Raw genomic sequence first — 13,643 nt, forward strand, 5'->3', positions numbered from 1 at the left:
GGCCCGGCGTCGGCGACCCCGGCGCCCACGACCCCGGCGCCCACGACCGACGCGCCGGAGCCCGAGCCGGTCGACCCGGCCCAGGCGGCGGCCGCGAAGGCCATCGCCGACGGCTACGCGACCGACGGCGCATCACTCGACCTGGGCGCCGTCGTCCTGGACGGACGGGCGTTCCCGACCGACCACATCCGGGTGCCGCTCGCGATGATGAACCGGCACGGCCTCATCGCCGGGGCGACCGGTACGGGCAAGACCCGCACCCTGCAGTTGTTCGCCGAGCGGTTGTCGGCCCACGGTGTGCCGGTGGTCGTCGCCGACCTCAAGGGCGACCTCTCCGGCCTCGCGACGCCCGGCGCCGCGAACGACCGCGTCACCACCCGCGCCGCCGACACCGGAGACGACTGGACACCCACCGCGTTCCCGGTCGAGTTCCTCGCCCTCGGTGGCCTGGGCAACGGCGTGCCGGTCCGGGCCACGGTGACCAGCTTCGGCCCGATCCTGCTGAGCAAGGTCCTGGGGCTGAACGCCACGCAGGAGAGCTCGCTGAACCTGATGTTCCACTGGGCCGACAAGGCGAAACTGCCGCTGGTCGACCTCAAGGACCTGCAGTCCGTCGTGCGTTACCTGGTCTCCGACGACGGCAAGGCGGACCTGGAATCCCTCGGCGGGATCAGCAAGGCCACCGCCGGTGTGATCGGACGCCAACTGGTCACGCTCGCTGACGGTGGCGGTGACGTGTTCTTCGGCGAACCGGAGTGGTCACCCGCCGATCTCATGCGCACGGCGACCGACGGCCGGGGTGTGATCTCCAGCCTCGAACTCTCGGCGATCCAGGACAAACCCGTGTTGTTCTCGACGTTCCTCATGTGGCTGCTCGCCGACCTGTTCGAGGAGCTGCCCGAGATCGGCGACGTCGACAAGCCCGGGCTGGTGTTCTTCTTCGACGAGGCCCACCTGCTCTTTGACAGTGCCAGCAAGGCTTTCCTCGACGCCGTCGCGCAGACCGTGCGGCTCATCCGGTCCAAGGGCGTCGGGATCTTCTTCGTGACCCAGCACCCCACCGACGTCCCGGACGAGGTGCTCGCTCAACTGGGCAACCGCGTCCAGCACGCGTTGCGCGCCTTCACCCCCGACGACGCCACCGCGCTCAAGAAGACGGTCCGCACCTACCCGACCACCGAGAACTACGACCTGGCCAACCTGCTGACCCAGTTGGGCACCGGCGAGGCGGTCGTGACCGTGCTGTCCGAACGCGGCGCGCCGACCCCCGTCGCCTGGACCCGGCTGGCTCCGCCACGGGCGGACATGGGGCAGCTGCCGGAGGCGCAGCAGACCGCCGCGGTGCAGGGGTCGCCTCTCATCGCGAAGTACGGCCAGGCGGTCGACCGGGAATCGGCGTACGAGCTGCTCGCGGCGAAGCTCGCGCCGCCGCCGCCCGCACCCACGGCCCAGCCGGCGGGACCCACGCCGTCGCCGAAGGCGGAGGCGCCGAGATCCCGGCCCAGGACCGAGCAGGAGCACGACGACGGCGCCATGGGCACGATCGGCAAGGTGCTGGGCAGCAAGGCGTTCCAGTCGATGGCCCGGTCGGTCGGCACCCAACTCGGCCGCGAGATCACCCGCGGGGTGTTCGGGACGCGGCGCCGCTGACCCCGGCGACCGGGGAGCCGCAGCGATCGTTGCAGCCAGCAACGGTCGATCGGACCCCCGGGTGCGGTGCCGAGGCTCGGTGGCTCCTCACGACGCTCGGCGCGCTCCTGGTACTGCCGTGTCAGCTGCGGCACGTTAGCGTCCCGGCGTGACCGTCCTCCACCTGCGCGGTGTGTTCCTGCCCGACGAGACCGAGCGTGACGCCTGGGTGGTCGAGGGCCGGCTGACGTTCTCCCGGCCGACCGTGCCCGGGGTCGACGCGGCGCAGACCGTCGTCGACGGCGGCTGGATCATCCCGGGCTTCGTCGACGCCCACTGCCACGTCGGCCTCTCACCCGACGGTTTCGCTCCGGACGACGCGACCATGGTCGAGCAGGCTCTGGCCGATCGTGACGCCGGCGCCCTGCTGCTGCGCGACGTCGGGTCCCCGGTCGACAACCGGGTCGTGCAGTCCCGCGAGGACCTACCGCGCCTGGTCCGCGCGGGTCGGCACATCGCCCGACCCCGGCGCTACATCCGGCACCTCGGCGTCGAGGTCGAACCCGAGGACCTGGTCGCCGAGGTGGAGCGGCAGGTCGCCCGCGGTGACGGCTGGGTCAAGCTCGCCGCGGACTGGATCGACCGGAGCCGGGGCGACGCGTCCGACCTCGAACCGGTGTGGCCGGACGACGTGCTGGTGGCGGCCATCGGGCGGGCCCACGAACTCGGTGCCCGGGTCGCCGCGCACGTCTTCGGGGAGGACGCGATCGGCCCGCTGCTCGCCGCCGGGCTGGACTCCCTCGAGCACGGCACCGGGCTGACGGACGACACCATCGCCGCGGCCGTGGCCTCGGGGACGGCCGTCGTGCCCACGCTGGTCAACATCGACACGTTCCCGCGCATCGCGGCGAGCGCGGACGGCAAGTACGACGTGTACGCCGCCCACATGCGTGCGCTGCACGCCACCAGCCGCGAACGGGTGCGGGCCGCGTACGAGGCGGGCGTGCCGGTCTACGTCGGCACCGACGCCGGCGGCTCCCTGCCCCACGGCCTGGTCCGGCAGGAGGTGCGCAACCTGGTCGGCGCCGGGATCCCGCAGGCCGAGGTCGTCGCCCAGGCGTCGTGGCGCGGACGGGCGTGGCTGGGTTTCGAGTCCCTCGTCGAGGGCGGCCCGGCCGACCTGGTCGCCTACGACGCCGATCCCCGCGCCGACCTCGACACCCTCGACACGCCCCGGCGCACCCTGCTGCGGGGCCACGTCGTGGGCTGAGCCGGGCACAGGGGTGGAGCGGGTCGTCGCCGCGGTCTGGCAGAATGGTCGACGAACAGCGGCTCCCGCCTGCCCGCGTGCCGGGTGGGCGAGGTCGCTGGGCCCGGTGTCACACGGTCGGTCGGCCGTGTGCGCACCACGCCCTGGCTCACCGTGGGCCTTCACCCAACAGACGGAGACGACGAACCACCGTGGCAACGAAGATCAAGCTCATGCGTCTCGGCAAGATGCGCGACCCGCACTACCGCATCGTCGTGGCCGACGCGCGGACCAAGCGTGACGGTCGCAGCATCGAGACCATCGGCGAGTACCACCCCAAGAACGACCCCTCGGTCATCTCGGTCCAGGCCGACCGCGCCGCCTACTGGCTGGGTGTCGGCGCGCAGCCGACCGCCGCCGTCGAGGCGCTGTTCAAGGTCACCGGCGACTGGCAGAAGTTCAAGGGCCTGCCCGCCCCGGAGCCGATGAAGGTCGCCGCCCCGAAGCAGACCCGCCGCGAGCGCTACGACCTCGCGCTGCAGGAACTCGGCGGCGGTGCCGCGGCCGACACCTCGGGCGCCACCACCCCGAAGAAGAAGGCCGCGCCGAAGGCCACCGAGGCCGACGCCTCCACCGACGAGTCGTGACGGCGCTCGAAGAGGCCCTCGAGCACCTGGTCCGCGGCATCGTCGACCACCCGGACGACGTCCGGGTCGACATGGTCGGCGGCCGTCGCGGACAGCGGCTCGAGGTCCGGGTGCACCCCGACGACCTCGGCCGGGTGATCGGCCGCAGCGGTCGCACCGCGAAGGCCCTGCGTTCGGTCGTCCACGGCGTCGGGGGCAAGGGCGTGCGCGTCGACGTCCTCGACACGGATGGCCGCTGAGCCCACGAGCCCGAGAGACGGCGACGACGACGGCCTGGTCGCCGTCGGCGCCGTCGGCGCCGCGGTCGGCATCCGCGGCGAGGTGACGATCGTCAGCTGGACCGACGACCCGGAACTGCGTTTCGCCCCGGGATCGGTGTTGTCCACCGAACCCGCGGACGTCGGTCCGTTCACGGTCGCCGCGTCCCGGTTCCAGGGCGCCAAACTCGTCGTCCGCTTCGACGGCGTCGACGACCGCAACACCGCCGAGGCCCTGCGCCGCACCCAGCTGTTCGTACCGCAGGCGGCGCGGCCTCCGCTCCAGGATCCCGACGACTTCTACGACACCGACCTGGTCGGGTTGACGGCCGTCGACCCTGCGGGTGGGCCGCTCGGGACCGTGACCGCCGTCGAGCACGGCGCGGGCGGCGACCGGCTGGTGGTCACCTCCGACGGCCGTGACCACCTGGTGCCGTTCGTGTCGGTGATCGTGCCGCGCGTCGACCTCGCCGCGGGCCGGGTCGTCGTCGACGCCCCCGAGGGCTTGTGGGAACTGTGAAGGTCGACGTCGTCACGATCTTCCCGGACTACCTGGCCCCGCTGCGCCTGTCGCTGCCCGGCCGGGCCATCGAGCGGGGCATCGTCGACCTCGCGGTGCACGACCTGCGGCAGTGGACCGACGACGTCCACCGCACGGTCGACCACACCCCGTACGGGGGCGGCCCCGGCATGGTCATGCTCCCCGAACCGTGGGGCCGGGCGCTCGACGCCGTCGCCCCCACGGACGGCGAGCAGCAGCCCACGCTCGTCGTCCCCACCCCCGCCGGCCGACGCCTGGACCAGGCCCTCGCGGCCGAGCTCGCGACGCGCCCGTGGCTGGTCTTCGCCTGCGGTCGCTACGAGGGCATCGACGCCCGGGTGACCGCTGACGCCGGCACCCGCATGGAGGTCGTCGAGATCTCGATCGGCGACGTCGTCGTCTGTGGGGGAGAGGTCGCCGTGCTCGCGACCGTGGAAGCCGTGGTGCGCTTGCTGCCCGGGGTGCTCGGCAACGCCGACTCCGCCGTCCACGACTCGTTCAGCGCCGGTGCGAGCGGCATCCTCGAGACCCCGCCCTACACCAAACCCGCCGTGTGGCGGGGCCGCGCGGTCCCGGAGGTGCTCATGTCCGGGCACCACGGCCGGATCGCGGCGTGGCGCGCCGAACAGGGCCGCGCACTGACCCGCGCGCGGCGCCCGGACCTGCTGACCGACGGCGACACCGACGGGCCCGGTTCGATCCCGCCCGGTTGATGTGGCACCATGGCGTGGTTGCCCATCGGGCGGCGCGCACCCCGTTGTGTCCATCACGGGTCGCTCCGCGCCCCGGGCCGATCGATCTTCAGCACCCGACGAGAGAGCAGCGATGAACACCCTGGATGCCCTGGACGCCTCGAGCCTGCGCGACGACGTCCCCGCCTTCCGCGCCGGCGACACCCTCAAGGTGCACGTGCGTGTCGTCGAGGGCAACCGCTCCCGCATCCAGGTGTTCCAGGGTGTCGTCATCCGGCGCCAGGGCGGCGGGCTGCGCGAGACCTTCACCGTCCGCAAGGTCAGCTTCGGCGTCGGCGTCGAGCGCACCTTCCCGGTGCACACCCCGATCATCGAGAAGATCGAGGTCGTCACCCGCGGCGACGTCCGCCGCGCGAAGCTCTACTACCTCCGCGACCTGCGCGGCAAGGCCGCCAAGATCAAGGAGAAGCGCGAGCCCGTCGCGCGCTGACCGCAGAGTCAGAGACCGGCACCGGGTGACCTCCGCCGCATGTCGTCTGCCGCGTCCCACCGGCGTCGCAAGCTCGCAGGCGATCCCGACATCGCTCCCGCTCGTGGTGGGCGTCCCCGTCGCAGTGCCGAACCGGTAGGTCTGGACCGCGTGCGCGACGACGACCCCGCCGAGACCACCGAGGACACCGCGGGGGCTGACAGCACCGCTCGATCGGATCAGCCCGCCGAACCGTCGGCGGCCGCGGAGACGGCGAGGACCCCGGAGCGGGGCGGCTGGCGGGCCCGCCGCAAGGCCTCCCGTGCCGAGCGCAAGAAGGCTCCCTGGTGGGAGCTGCCGGTGCTGGTCATCGTGGCCGTCGTGGTCGCGATCCTCGTCAAGACGTTCCTGATCCAGCCGTTCTACATCCCGTCGGCGTCGATGGAGAAGACGCTGCACGGCTGCGAGGGCTGCAGCGGCGACCGGATCATCGTCAACAAGCCGATCTACACCGTCTTCCGCGACCCCCACCCGGGCGACATCGTGGTGTTCAAGGCGCCGTCGAGCTGGCCGGACGAGACGGTCGCGACGACCACGTCGTCGAACCCGATCGTCAAGGGCGTGCGCTGGTTCGGGCAGCTGGTCGGGGTGGTGCCCCCGAACGAGTCCGACCTCGTCAAGCGGGTCATCGCAGTCGGCGGGCAGACGGTGAAGTGCTGCGACGCGGACGGCAACGTCCAGATCAGCGACGACGGTCCGAACGGCCAGTTCCGTTCCCTCGACGATCCCAGCTACACCTACGTCGACCCCGGCTCCGCCGACTACGGCTCGCTGCCGTTCGGACCCGTGACCGTGCCGAAGGACCGGTTGTGGGTGATGGGCGACCACCGCAACAACTCGGCCGACTCGCGCTACAACTGCGGCGGCCAACCCGCGCCCGACCAGCCGGTGTGCGCGGACGGGTCGGAGCAGCAGGCGGTGGAGTCGACCGTCCCGGTCGACAACGTCATCGGCAAGGCGGTGCTCATCGCGTGGCCGCCGTCGCGCTGGACGACGCTCGGCACGCCTCCCACGTTCGAGAACATCCCGCTGCCGTCGGCGGCCGGTGACGCCGGCCTGGCGTCGCTGGCCACCGTGGGCCCGCTCGGCGTCGGCCTGGTCGCGGCGGGCTCCGTGGGGTCCTGGCGACGATCCCGGCGACGTCCACCCGGTCGGGTGCGGGCCCGCCGCTGGCTGCGACGACGTCGGACCCGCGCGTAACCTCACCTGCGTCATGGCCGGTCCCTCCACCCGCACCGCTCGGGCTCGCCGACCGGTGCGTCGGCGGCGTCCGACCCGCCCGGTCGAACCGGTTCCGTTCCGTGTGCCGCGGGCGATGTGGCCGCGGATCGAGCCGCTCTACGCCTACGAGGCGGCGCTGCGCCGGGCCGGTTTCGAGACCGTCGCCGGGGCCGACGAAGCGGGCCGTGGAGCCTGCGCCGGACCGCTCGTGGTCGCCGCCTGCGTGCTGCCGCCCGGCCGGCGAGGTGTCATCCCCGACCTCGACGACTCCAAGGCCCTCACCGCGGCCACCCGTGAACGGTTGTACGACCTGATCGTCCGGCGGGCGTGGGCGTACCGGGTCGTGGTCATCCCGGCCGCCGAGATCGACGCCTGGGGGCTGCACGTGGCGAACCTCGCCGGGATGCGGCGGGCGATCGGCAGCTTGGGCGTGCCGGTCGACTACGCGCTCACCGACGGCTTCGCGGTGCCGGGACTCGGGGCGCCGTCGACCGCGGTCTGGAAGGGCGACGCCACGGTGGCCTGCGTGGCCGCGGCGTCGATCCTCGCCAAGGTGACCCGGGACCGGATCATGACCGACCTGCACGAGACGTTCCCGAGGTACGGCTTCGCCGGCCACAAGGGGTACGTGACCGCCGAGCACACCGCGGCGCTCACCGCCCACGGGCCGTGCGCCGAGCACCGCCAGCGGTACGTCAACGTGCGCCGCGCCGCCGCGGGCCTGGCGCCGCTCGACGGTGCGGGCGCACCGGGCGAGCAGTTCGTGGGGGATGATGGTGACGACCTGTTGGCTGCTGGCTGAACCTCGACGCGACGGAGCCCTGTGACCGCCTGTGAGCGCTGAAGACCTCGAGAACTACGAGACCGACATGGAGCTGCAGCTCTACCGCGAGTACCGCGACATCGTCGCCCAGTACAACTTCGTGGTCGAGACCGAGCGGCGGTTCTACCTCACCAACGACGTCGAGCTGACCCCGCGCAGCGCGGACGGCGAGGTGTACTTCGAGGTCGCCATGCGCGACGCCTGGGTGTGGGACATGTACCGCCCGGTGCGCTTCGTCAAGACCGTCAAGGTCGTGACGTTCAAGGACGTCAACATCGAAGAACTCGACAAGCCGGAGCTCGAACTCCCGCGCGACTGAGTTCTCCCGGGCGCCCTCGCGCCCGCTGGTCGAGCGGTCAGCCCTCGGCCGGGTCCTCGCTGTGCTCCCGCGGCACGTCGGTGCCACCGGTGTCGTCGCCCTCGGCGGCTTCCTCGGCGTGCTGACGGTCGGTGTCGCCGGCCTCCCCGACGTCCCCGGTGTTCCCGGCGTCCCCCGTGTCGTGGACCGGGGTCGTGGCGGTCCGGACCTCGTCGTCCTGCGGTGTCGTCATGACCGTGGGGTACCCGTCCGGTAGCAGATCTCGACCTGTCGTGGATCGCTCGTCCACAGCCCCGTGTGTCGTCCACAACCGACCGGTCCGTCCGCGCCGCCCGCCCGGTCGCGGTGAGGCTCTGCGGTATGCGAGCGAAGGACGAGACGGGTCGGTGGGGTGAGGCGGTCGCCGCCCGCTACCTGACCGCGGCGGGGCTGGAGATCCTCGACCGCAACTGGCGCTGCGAGCTCGGCGAGCTCGACATCGTGGCCCGCGAGGGGCCGGCCCTGGTGTTCTGCGAGGTCAAGACCCGCAGCTCGACGGCGTTCGGGGATCCCGCCGAGGCGGTGGGGTTCCACAAGTCGCGGCGCATCCACCACCTCGCCGGGCGGTACCTCGCCGAACACCCCGAGACCCGCGCGCCCGACCTGCGCTTCGACATCGTCGCCGTGCTGCGCCCGAGCCTCGGCGCACCCACGCTGCGGCACCTGCGGGGTGCGTTCTGATGGCCGTCGCCGCCACCTCGACGGTGGTGCTGCGGGGCGTGTCCGGGCAGGTGGTGCGGGTCGAGGCCGACCTGTCCAACGGCATCCCGACCCTCGCCTTCACCGGGCTCGCCGGCACCTCGATCACCGAGGCCCGCGACCGGATCCGCTCGGCCGTCACCAACGCGGGGATCGGCTGGCCGAACCGACGGATCACCGTGGCCCTGCTGCCGGCCGACCTGCGCAAGACCGGGTCCCACCTGGACCTCGCCCTCGCACTGGCGGTCCTCGCGACGGCCGACGAGATCCCGTCGGTGCCGGCCCTGGAGACCACGGTGTGGCTCGCGGAACTCGGTCTCGACGGCGCCCTGCGGCCGGTGCGCGGGGTGTTGCCCGCGGTGCTGGCCGCCCGCGAGGCCGGCATCAGGCGCGTGGTCGTGGCCCACGCCAACGGACCGGAGGCGGCGTTGGTCGAGGGGGTCGAGGTCCGCACCGCAGCCCACCTCGCGCAGGTGCTGGCGAGCCTCCCCGACGGCACCGCCCTGCCCCGCGCCGAGCGCGCCGCCGACGCCCCGTTGAGCGGCCACCGGCCGGACCTCGCCGACGTCGCCGGTCAACCGCTGGCCCGGCGGGCGATCGAGGTGGCGGCGGCGGGCGGGCACCACGTCTTCCTGCAGGGCGTCCCCGGCTCCGGCAAGACCATGCTGGCCGAGCGGCTCCCGGGGTTGCTGCCGGCACTGTCGGACCGTGCCGCGCTCGAGGTGACGGCCGTGCACTCGGTCGCCGGGCGGCTCGCCGCCGATTCCGGGCTGGTGCGTCACGCCCCGTTCCAGGCGCCGCACCACTCCGCCACCACCCCGTCGATGGTCGGGGGCGGGTCCCACCTCGCCACGCCCGGCGCGATCTCGCTCGCCCACCACGGCGTGCTCTTCCTCGACGAGGCGCCGCAGTTCGACGTCGCCACCCTGGACGCGCTGCGCGCGCCGTTGGAGAGCGGGACCGTGACGGTCAACCGCAGCGGCGGGACCGTGACCTACCCGGCGCGCTTCCAGTTGGTGCTGGCCGCCAACCCGTGCCCGTGCGGACGCCCGCAACGCTCGTGCGAGTGCCTACCGGCGACCCGTCGTCGCTACGCCGACCGGCTGTCACGCCCGCTGCTCGACCGGGTCGACATCCGAGTCTGGGTCGACCCGGTCCGGCGGGCCGACCTGTTCACCGACCCGGTCCTCGCGCCCGCGCCGGAGTCGACGGCGGTGGTCGCCGCGCGGGTCGCGACCGCCCGCGCGGCGGCGCGGGAACGGTGGGCCGGGGTCGGGTGGGGGAGCAACGCCGAGGCCGACGGGCCGACCCTGCGCCGCCTGCCGTGGCGTCCCGCCGCGGGAGTCCTGCGGGCGGCCGAGCGACTGCTCGACGCCGGCACCATGAGCACCCGCGGTCTGGACAAGGTGTTGCGGCTCGCGTGGACCCTCGCCGACCTGGAGGGTGCGGGGTCGCCGACGGTCGTGCACGTCGACGACGCGATGTACCTGCGCACCGGCCGCGACCAGGGGTGGGCGGCGTGAGCGCGCCGGGCTACGGCCGTGACCAACGTCTGGTCGACCACGCCCTCATCAGCCGGGTGCTCGAACCGCGGTCGCTGGCGGTCGCGGGCTGGCTCGCCCGCACCGACGTGTCGGAAGCCGCGGGTGCACTGCGCCGCGGTACCGCGCCGGAGGCGGTCCAGCAGTTGGCGGCCAGCCGGCTGCCGGACGCCGACCCGGAGGCGGACCTCGAGGCCGGTGCCCGGGTCGGTGCCCGGTTGGTCACCCCGGACGACGACGAGTGGCCGCACTTCGCCTTCGCCTGCCTCCACGCGGCGCAGACCGCCCGGCTGGCTGGGTCCTCACCGGCCGAGGACGAGAAGCTCGCCGACAGCGAGCCGACGGTGCCCGTGGCGCTGTGGGTGCGCGGCCCGGACCGGTTGGCTGAAGCCGCGGTGCGGTCGGCGGCGCTGGTGGGGTCGAGGGCCTCGACCGCCTACGGCGAACACGTCGCGACCGAACTGTCCCGCGACCTCGCCGAACGCGACGTCACCGTGGTGTCCGGTGGCGCCTACGGCATCGACGGGTGCGCGCACCGGGCCGCCATCGCATCGGGCGGGCGCACCTGGCTGGTGTCGGCCGGTGGCATCGAACGGCCCTACCCGCAGCGGCACGCCCCGCTCTACGAGCGGGTCGCGTCCGAGGGGTTGGTGGTCACCGAGTACCCGCCGGGCGCCCGTCCGCTGCGGCACCGTTTCCTCATGCGCAACCGGCTCATCGCTGCGTTGTCCAGTGCAACGGTCATCGTCGAGGCGGCCGCGCGGTCGGGAGCGTTGAGCACGGCGCGTCACGCCCGTGCGCTCGGCCGCCCGCTGCTGGCCGTGCCCGGACCCATCACCTCGACGATGTCGGTCGGGTGCCACGAGCAGCTACGCGGCACCGGGACCGACGACCCGCTCACCCGCGCGCAGATCTGCACGGGGGTGGACGACGTCATGGCGCACGTCGACGGCTCACTACCCGACCGGGTCACCACCGGCGGTGACGACCTGCGCCGCGCGCTCGACCGGCTGCCACCGCTCGCGCGTCGGGTGTTCGACGGTCTGCCCCGCCGGGGTTGGGCGGACGAGGTCACGGTGGCCGGCCGGGCCGGGGTCACCGCGCTCGAGGTCGCCCGGGCGCTCCCGACCCTGGTCGTCGAGGGGCTGGTCGAGAGCTCCTACGACGGCCACCGGGTGGCGAAGGACGTGCTGCGGTGACCGCGTGGGGTGGGGACGGTGGGCGGTCAGTGCCGGTCGATGCCCACGCCGGCGCGTACCGACGCCAGCACCTGCGTCGCCCGGGCCCGGGCCCGCTCGCCGCCCTCGGCGAGCACCCGGTCCAGCTCTGCCGGGTCGGCCACCAGGTCCAGGTACTTCGTCCGGACCGGTCCGAGCGCGGCGTCGAGGACCTCGAGCAGTTCCTGCTTGACGTGGCCCCAGCCGATGCCGCCCGCCTCGAGCCGTGCGTGCAGGTCGGCGGTCTGCTCAGCGGTGGCGAACAGGTCGAACAACTCCACGATCGGCGCGGTGGTGTCCTTCGGTTCCTCGAGCGGGGTCGAGTCGGTCTTGAACCGCTTGACCAGCTTCCAGAGCTCGTCGCGGTCGGCGAACAACGGGATCTGGTTGCCGTAGGACTTGCTCATCTTCCGGCCGTCGAGCCCGACCACCGCGGCCTCGGCCGCGACGGCCACCGCGCTCGGCACCTTCAACGCGTGCTCCGGCCCGACCCACGCGTTGAGCCGCTCGGCGAGGTCGCGGGTGTACTCGATGTGCTGCATCTGGTCCGAGCCGACCGGCACGACGTCGGCGTCCATGATGAGGATGTCGGCGGCCATGAGGACGGGGTAGTTGTAGAGCCCCATGTTGACCCCGGCGTCGGCGGTGTCCGAATCGGGCGCGGCGTCGACGGCGGCCTTGTAGGCGTGGGCGCGGTTCATCATCCCCTTGGGGGTGACGCACGAGAGCACCCACTGCAGCTCGAAGGTCTCGGGCACGTCGGACTGCCGGTAGAACACGGTCCGCTCGGGGTCGAGGCCGCACGCGAGCCACGCCGCCGCGACCTGCAGCGTGTACTCCCGCACCAGCGCCGGGTCACGCTCGGTCGTGAGCGCGTGGTAGTCCGCGACGAAGTAGTAGGCCTGGTCGTAGGACTCCGCGAGCTTCAGCGCGGGGCGGATGGCGCCGACGTAGTTGCCCAGGTGCGGCGCTCCCGTCGGCTTGATCCCGGTCAGCGACACCTTCACGCCTCCGAGCCTATCGAGACCCGGCGAGCCTGTTTGACGCCGCGACCCGGGTGCCGAACCGTGGGGTCGTGCCGTCCCCACGCCCTGCCGAACGGCCGGACCGCGCCGCCCAGCGGGCCGCGCTGCCGGTCGAGCTCGGCGACGCCCTGTCGGCGTTCGAACGGCACCTGCGCCTCGAACGTGACCGGTCGGACCACACCATCCGGGCCTACGTGGGCGACGTCGTCGACCTGCTCGACCACCTGCGCCGCCGGGTCGGGGACTCAGCGGGACTCTCCGCTCTCGACCTCGCGGCGTTGCGGGCGTGGCTCGCCGCGGCCCACGCCGCCGGGCGCAGCCGGACCACGATCGCGCGTCGCGCGGCCGCCGCCCGCACCTTCACCCGGTGGGCCACCGAGACCGGACGGTTGAGCGCGGACCCGGCCGTCGCGCTGGCCAGCCCGCGGCGGCACCAGCACGTGCCGTCGGTGCTGTCCGCCGACCAGGCGTCGCGCTTCGCGCAGCTCCCCGCGACCACACCTCCCGCGCCGGCGTCGGCGGCCACCGCGTCGACGGCGGCGCCCGCACCGGGCGAACCCGGGGGTGCCGACGACCCCGTCCTCGCCCGGGCCGTCGCGAGGCGCGACCGCGCGGTCGCCGAACTGCTCTACGCCACCGGGATCCGGGTCTCTGAGCTCACCTCGCTCGACCTCGACGACGTCGACCTCGACCGGCGCACCCTGCGGGTGTTCGGCAAGGGGCGCAAGGAACGCACGGTGCCGTTCGGGGTGCCGGCGGCCGACGCGCTGCGCACGTGGCTCAGCGCGGGCCGCGAGGTGGTGGTCGGCCCGGGTAGCGGCCGCGCGCTGTGGCTGGGCGTCCGCGGACGCCGACTGGACCCGCGGACCGTGCGGCGGGTCGTGCACGAACGGGTCGCGCGGGTCGAGGGCGCACCGGACATGGGTCCCCACGGCCTGCGGCACTCGGCGGCCACACACCTGCTCGACGGCGGTGCCGACCTGCGGGCGGTCCAGGAGCTGCTCGGTCACGCGAGCCTCGCGACCACCCAGCTCTACACGCACGTCTCGGTCGAACGGCTGCGCGAGACCATGCGCCAGGCCCACCCCCGCGCCTGACCGGGGTCGTTCCCTAGGGAGGTCCGGTCCGCCGCGGCACCCGTCTAGGGAGGTCCCGGGGGTCGGAGCGCCGTAGGACGCCTCGGGGGTCCGCTCCGGGCTCGGCCGGATACGGAAC

Annotated in this window: 16 protein-coding genes; 14 read left to right on the top strand and 2 right to left on the bottom strand. The window is 73.5% G+C overall.

Going from position 1 to position 13,643, the window contains the following annotated elements:
• Positions 1-102: 102 nt before the first annotated feature.
• The 10 genes from ACXR2U_RS15295 to ACXR2U_RS15340 all read left to right on the top strand — a co-directional run bounded on the left by ACXR2U_RS15295 (position 103) and on the right by ACXR2U_RS15340 (position 7,907).
• Positions 103-1,650 (top strand): helicase HerA-like domain-containing protein, encoded by a 1,548-nt coding sequence (locus ACXR2U_RS15295; RefSeq protein WP_458825987.1) that lies wholly within the window; start codon positions 103-105, stop codon positions 1,648-1,650.
• A 148-nt stretch (positions 1,651-1,798) separates the two neighbouring features.
• A complete protein-coding gene (locus tag ACXR2U_RS15300; protein WP_458825924.1) occupies positions 1,799-2,899 on the top strand; it encodes an amidohydrolase family protein in 1,101 nt (366 codons plus the stop codon).
• A 191-nt stretch (positions 2,900-3,090) separates the two neighbouring features.
• Positions 3,091-3,525 carry a 30S ribosomal protein S16 gene (gene rpsP / locus ACXR2U_RS15305; RefSeq protein WP_458825925.1) on the top strand — a complete coding sequence of 145 codons (435 nt, stop codon included), beginning with the start codon at positions 3,091-3,093 and terminating at the stop codon, positions 3,523-3,525.
• A complete protein-coding gene (locus ACXR2U_RS15310; protein WP_458825926.1) occupies positions 3,522-3,764 on the top strand; it encodes an RNA-binding protein in 243 nt (80 codons plus the stop codon). The genes rpsP and ACXR2U_RS15310 overlap by 4 nt, the downstream gene beginning before the upstream one ends.
• Positions 3,754-4,302 carry a ribosome maturation factor RimM gene (gene rimM / locus ACXR2U_RS15315; RefSeq protein WP_458825927.1) on the top strand — a complete coding sequence of 183 codons (549 nt, stop codon included), beginning with the start codon at positions 3,754-3,756 and terminating at the stop codon, positions 4,300-4,302. The genes ACXR2U_RS15310 and rimM overlap by 11 nt, the downstream gene beginning before the upstream one ends.
• The gene (gene trmD, locus ACXR2U_RS15320; protein WP_458825928.1) at positions 4,299-5,036 is read left to right on the top strand and encodes a tRNA (guanosine(37)-N1)-methyltransferase TrmD; all 738 of its coding nucleotides are present in this window, start codon (positions 4,299-4,301) and stop codon (positions 5,034-5,036) included. The genes rimM and trmD overlap by 4 nt, the downstream gene beginning before the upstream one ends.
• 112 nt (positions 5,037-5,148) lie before the next feature.
• Positions 5,149-5,505 (top strand): 50S ribosomal protein L19, encoded by a 357-nt coding sequence (gene rplS / locus ACXR2U_RS15325; protein WP_458825929.1) that lies wholly within the window; start codon positions 5,149-5,151, stop codon positions 5,503-5,505.
• 150 nt (positions 5,506-5,655) lie between these two features.
• Positions 5,656-6,744, top strand: coding sequence for a signal peptidase I (gene lepB, locus ACXR2U_RS15330; RefSeq protein ID WP_458825930.1), 1,089 nt, complete (start codon positions 5,656-5,658; stop codon positions 6,742-6,744).
• A gap of 115 nt (positions 6,745-6,859) precedes the next feature.
• On the top strand, positions 6,860-7,567 hold the full coding sequence (locus ACXR2U_RS15335) for a ribonuclease HII (protein ID WP_458825988.1): 708 nt from the start codon (positions 6,860-6,862) through the stop codon (positions 7,565-7,567).
• 31 nt (positions 7,568-7,598) lie between these two features.
• On the top strand, positions 7,599-7,907 hold the full coding sequence (locus ACXR2U_RS15340) for a DUF2469 domain-containing protein (RefSeq protein WP_458825931.1): 309 nt from the start codon (positions 7,599-7,601) through the stop codon (positions 7,905-7,907).
• A gap of 37 nt (positions 7,908-7,944) precedes the next feature.
• Here ACXR2U_RS15340 and ACXR2U_RS15345 read toward each other — a convergent pair whose 3' ends face one another.
• Positions 7,945-8,139, bottom strand: a complete 195-nt coding sequence (locus tag ACXR2U_RS15345) for a hypothetical protein (RefSeq protein ID WP_458825932.1) — start codon at positions 8,137-8,139, stop codon at positions 7,945-7,947.
• A gap of 128 nt (positions 8,140-8,267) precedes the next feature.
• Between ACXR2U_RS15345 and ACXR2U_RS15350 the strand changes: the two genes are divergently transcribed.
• The 3 genes from ACXR2U_RS15350 to dprA are packed head-to-tail and all read left to right on the top strand — an operon-like array spanning position 8,268 to position 11,385.
• Positions 8,268-8,627, top strand: a complete 360-nt coding sequence (locus tag ACXR2U_RS15350) for a YraN family protein (RefSeq protein ID WP_458825933.1) — start codon at positions 8,268-8,270, stop codon at positions 8,625-8,627.
• The gene (locus ACXR2U_RS15355) at positions 8,627-10,168 is read left to right on the top strand and encodes a YifB family Mg chelatase-like AAA ATPase (protein ID WP_458825934.1); all 1,542 of its coding nucleotides are present in this window, start codon (positions 8,627-8,629) and stop codon (positions 10,166-10,168) included. The genes ACXR2U_RS15350 and ACXR2U_RS15355 overlap by 1 nt, the downstream gene beginning before the upstream one ends.
• The gene (gene dprA / locus ACXR2U_RS15360) at positions 10,165-11,385 is read left to right on the top strand and encodes a DNA-processing protein DprA (RefSeq protein WP_458825935.1); all 1,221 of its coding nucleotides are present in this window, start codon (positions 10,165-10,167) and stop codon (positions 11,383-11,385) included. The genes ACXR2U_RS15355 and dprA overlap by 4 nt, the downstream gene beginning before the upstream one ends.
• 26 nt (positions 11,386-11,411) lie before the next feature.
• Here dprA and trpS read toward each other — a convergent pair whose 3' ends face one another.
• Positions 11,412-12,410 carry a tryptophan--tRNA ligase gene (gene trpS, locus ACXR2U_RS15365; protein ID WP_458825936.1) on the bottom strand — a complete coding sequence of 333 codons (999 nt, stop codon included), beginning with the start codon at positions 12,408-12,410 and terminating at the stop codon, positions 11,412-11,414.
• Positions 12,411-12,478: 68 nt separating this feature from the next.
• Here trpS and ACXR2U_RS15370 point away from each other — a divergent pair, with 68 nt between their 5' ends.
• Positions 12,479-13,525, top strand: a complete 1,047-nt coding sequence (locus ACXR2U_RS15370; protein WP_458825937.1) for a tyrosine-type recombinase/integrase — start codon at positions 12,479-12,481, stop codon at positions 13,523-13,525.
• The last annotated feature ends 118 nt before the right edge of the window (positions 13,526-13,643 follow it).

The organism is Jatrophihabitans sp. YIM 134969 (assembly GCF_054456675.1).

Bases quoted from the DNA above. Each gene is read 5' to 3' on its own strand.
- rimM (WP_458825927.1), top strand. From the start codon at position 3,754: ATGGCCGCTGAGCCCACGAGCCCGAGAGACGGCGACGACGACGGCCTG.
- rplS (WP_458825929.1), top strand. From the start codon at position 5,149: ATGAACACCCTGGATGCCCTGGACGCCTCGAGCCTGCGCGACGACGTC.
- ACXR2U_RS15335 (WP_458825988.1), top strand. From the start codon at position 6,860: ATGTGGCCGCGGATCGAGCCGCTCTACGCCTACGAGGCGGCGCTGCGC.
- ACXR2U_RS15345 (WP_458825932.1), bottom strand. From the start codon at position 8,139: ATGACGACACCGCAGGACGACGAGGTCCGGACCGCCACGACCCCGGTC.
- ACXR2U_RS15350 (WP_458825933.1), top strand. From the start codon at position 8,268: ATGCGAGCGAAGGACGAGACGGGTCGGTGGGGTGAGGCGGTCGCCGCC.
- ACXR2U_RS15355 (WP_458825934.1), top strand. From the start codon at position 8,627: ATGGCCGTCGCCGCCACCTCGACGGTGGTGCTGCGGGGCGTGTCCGGG.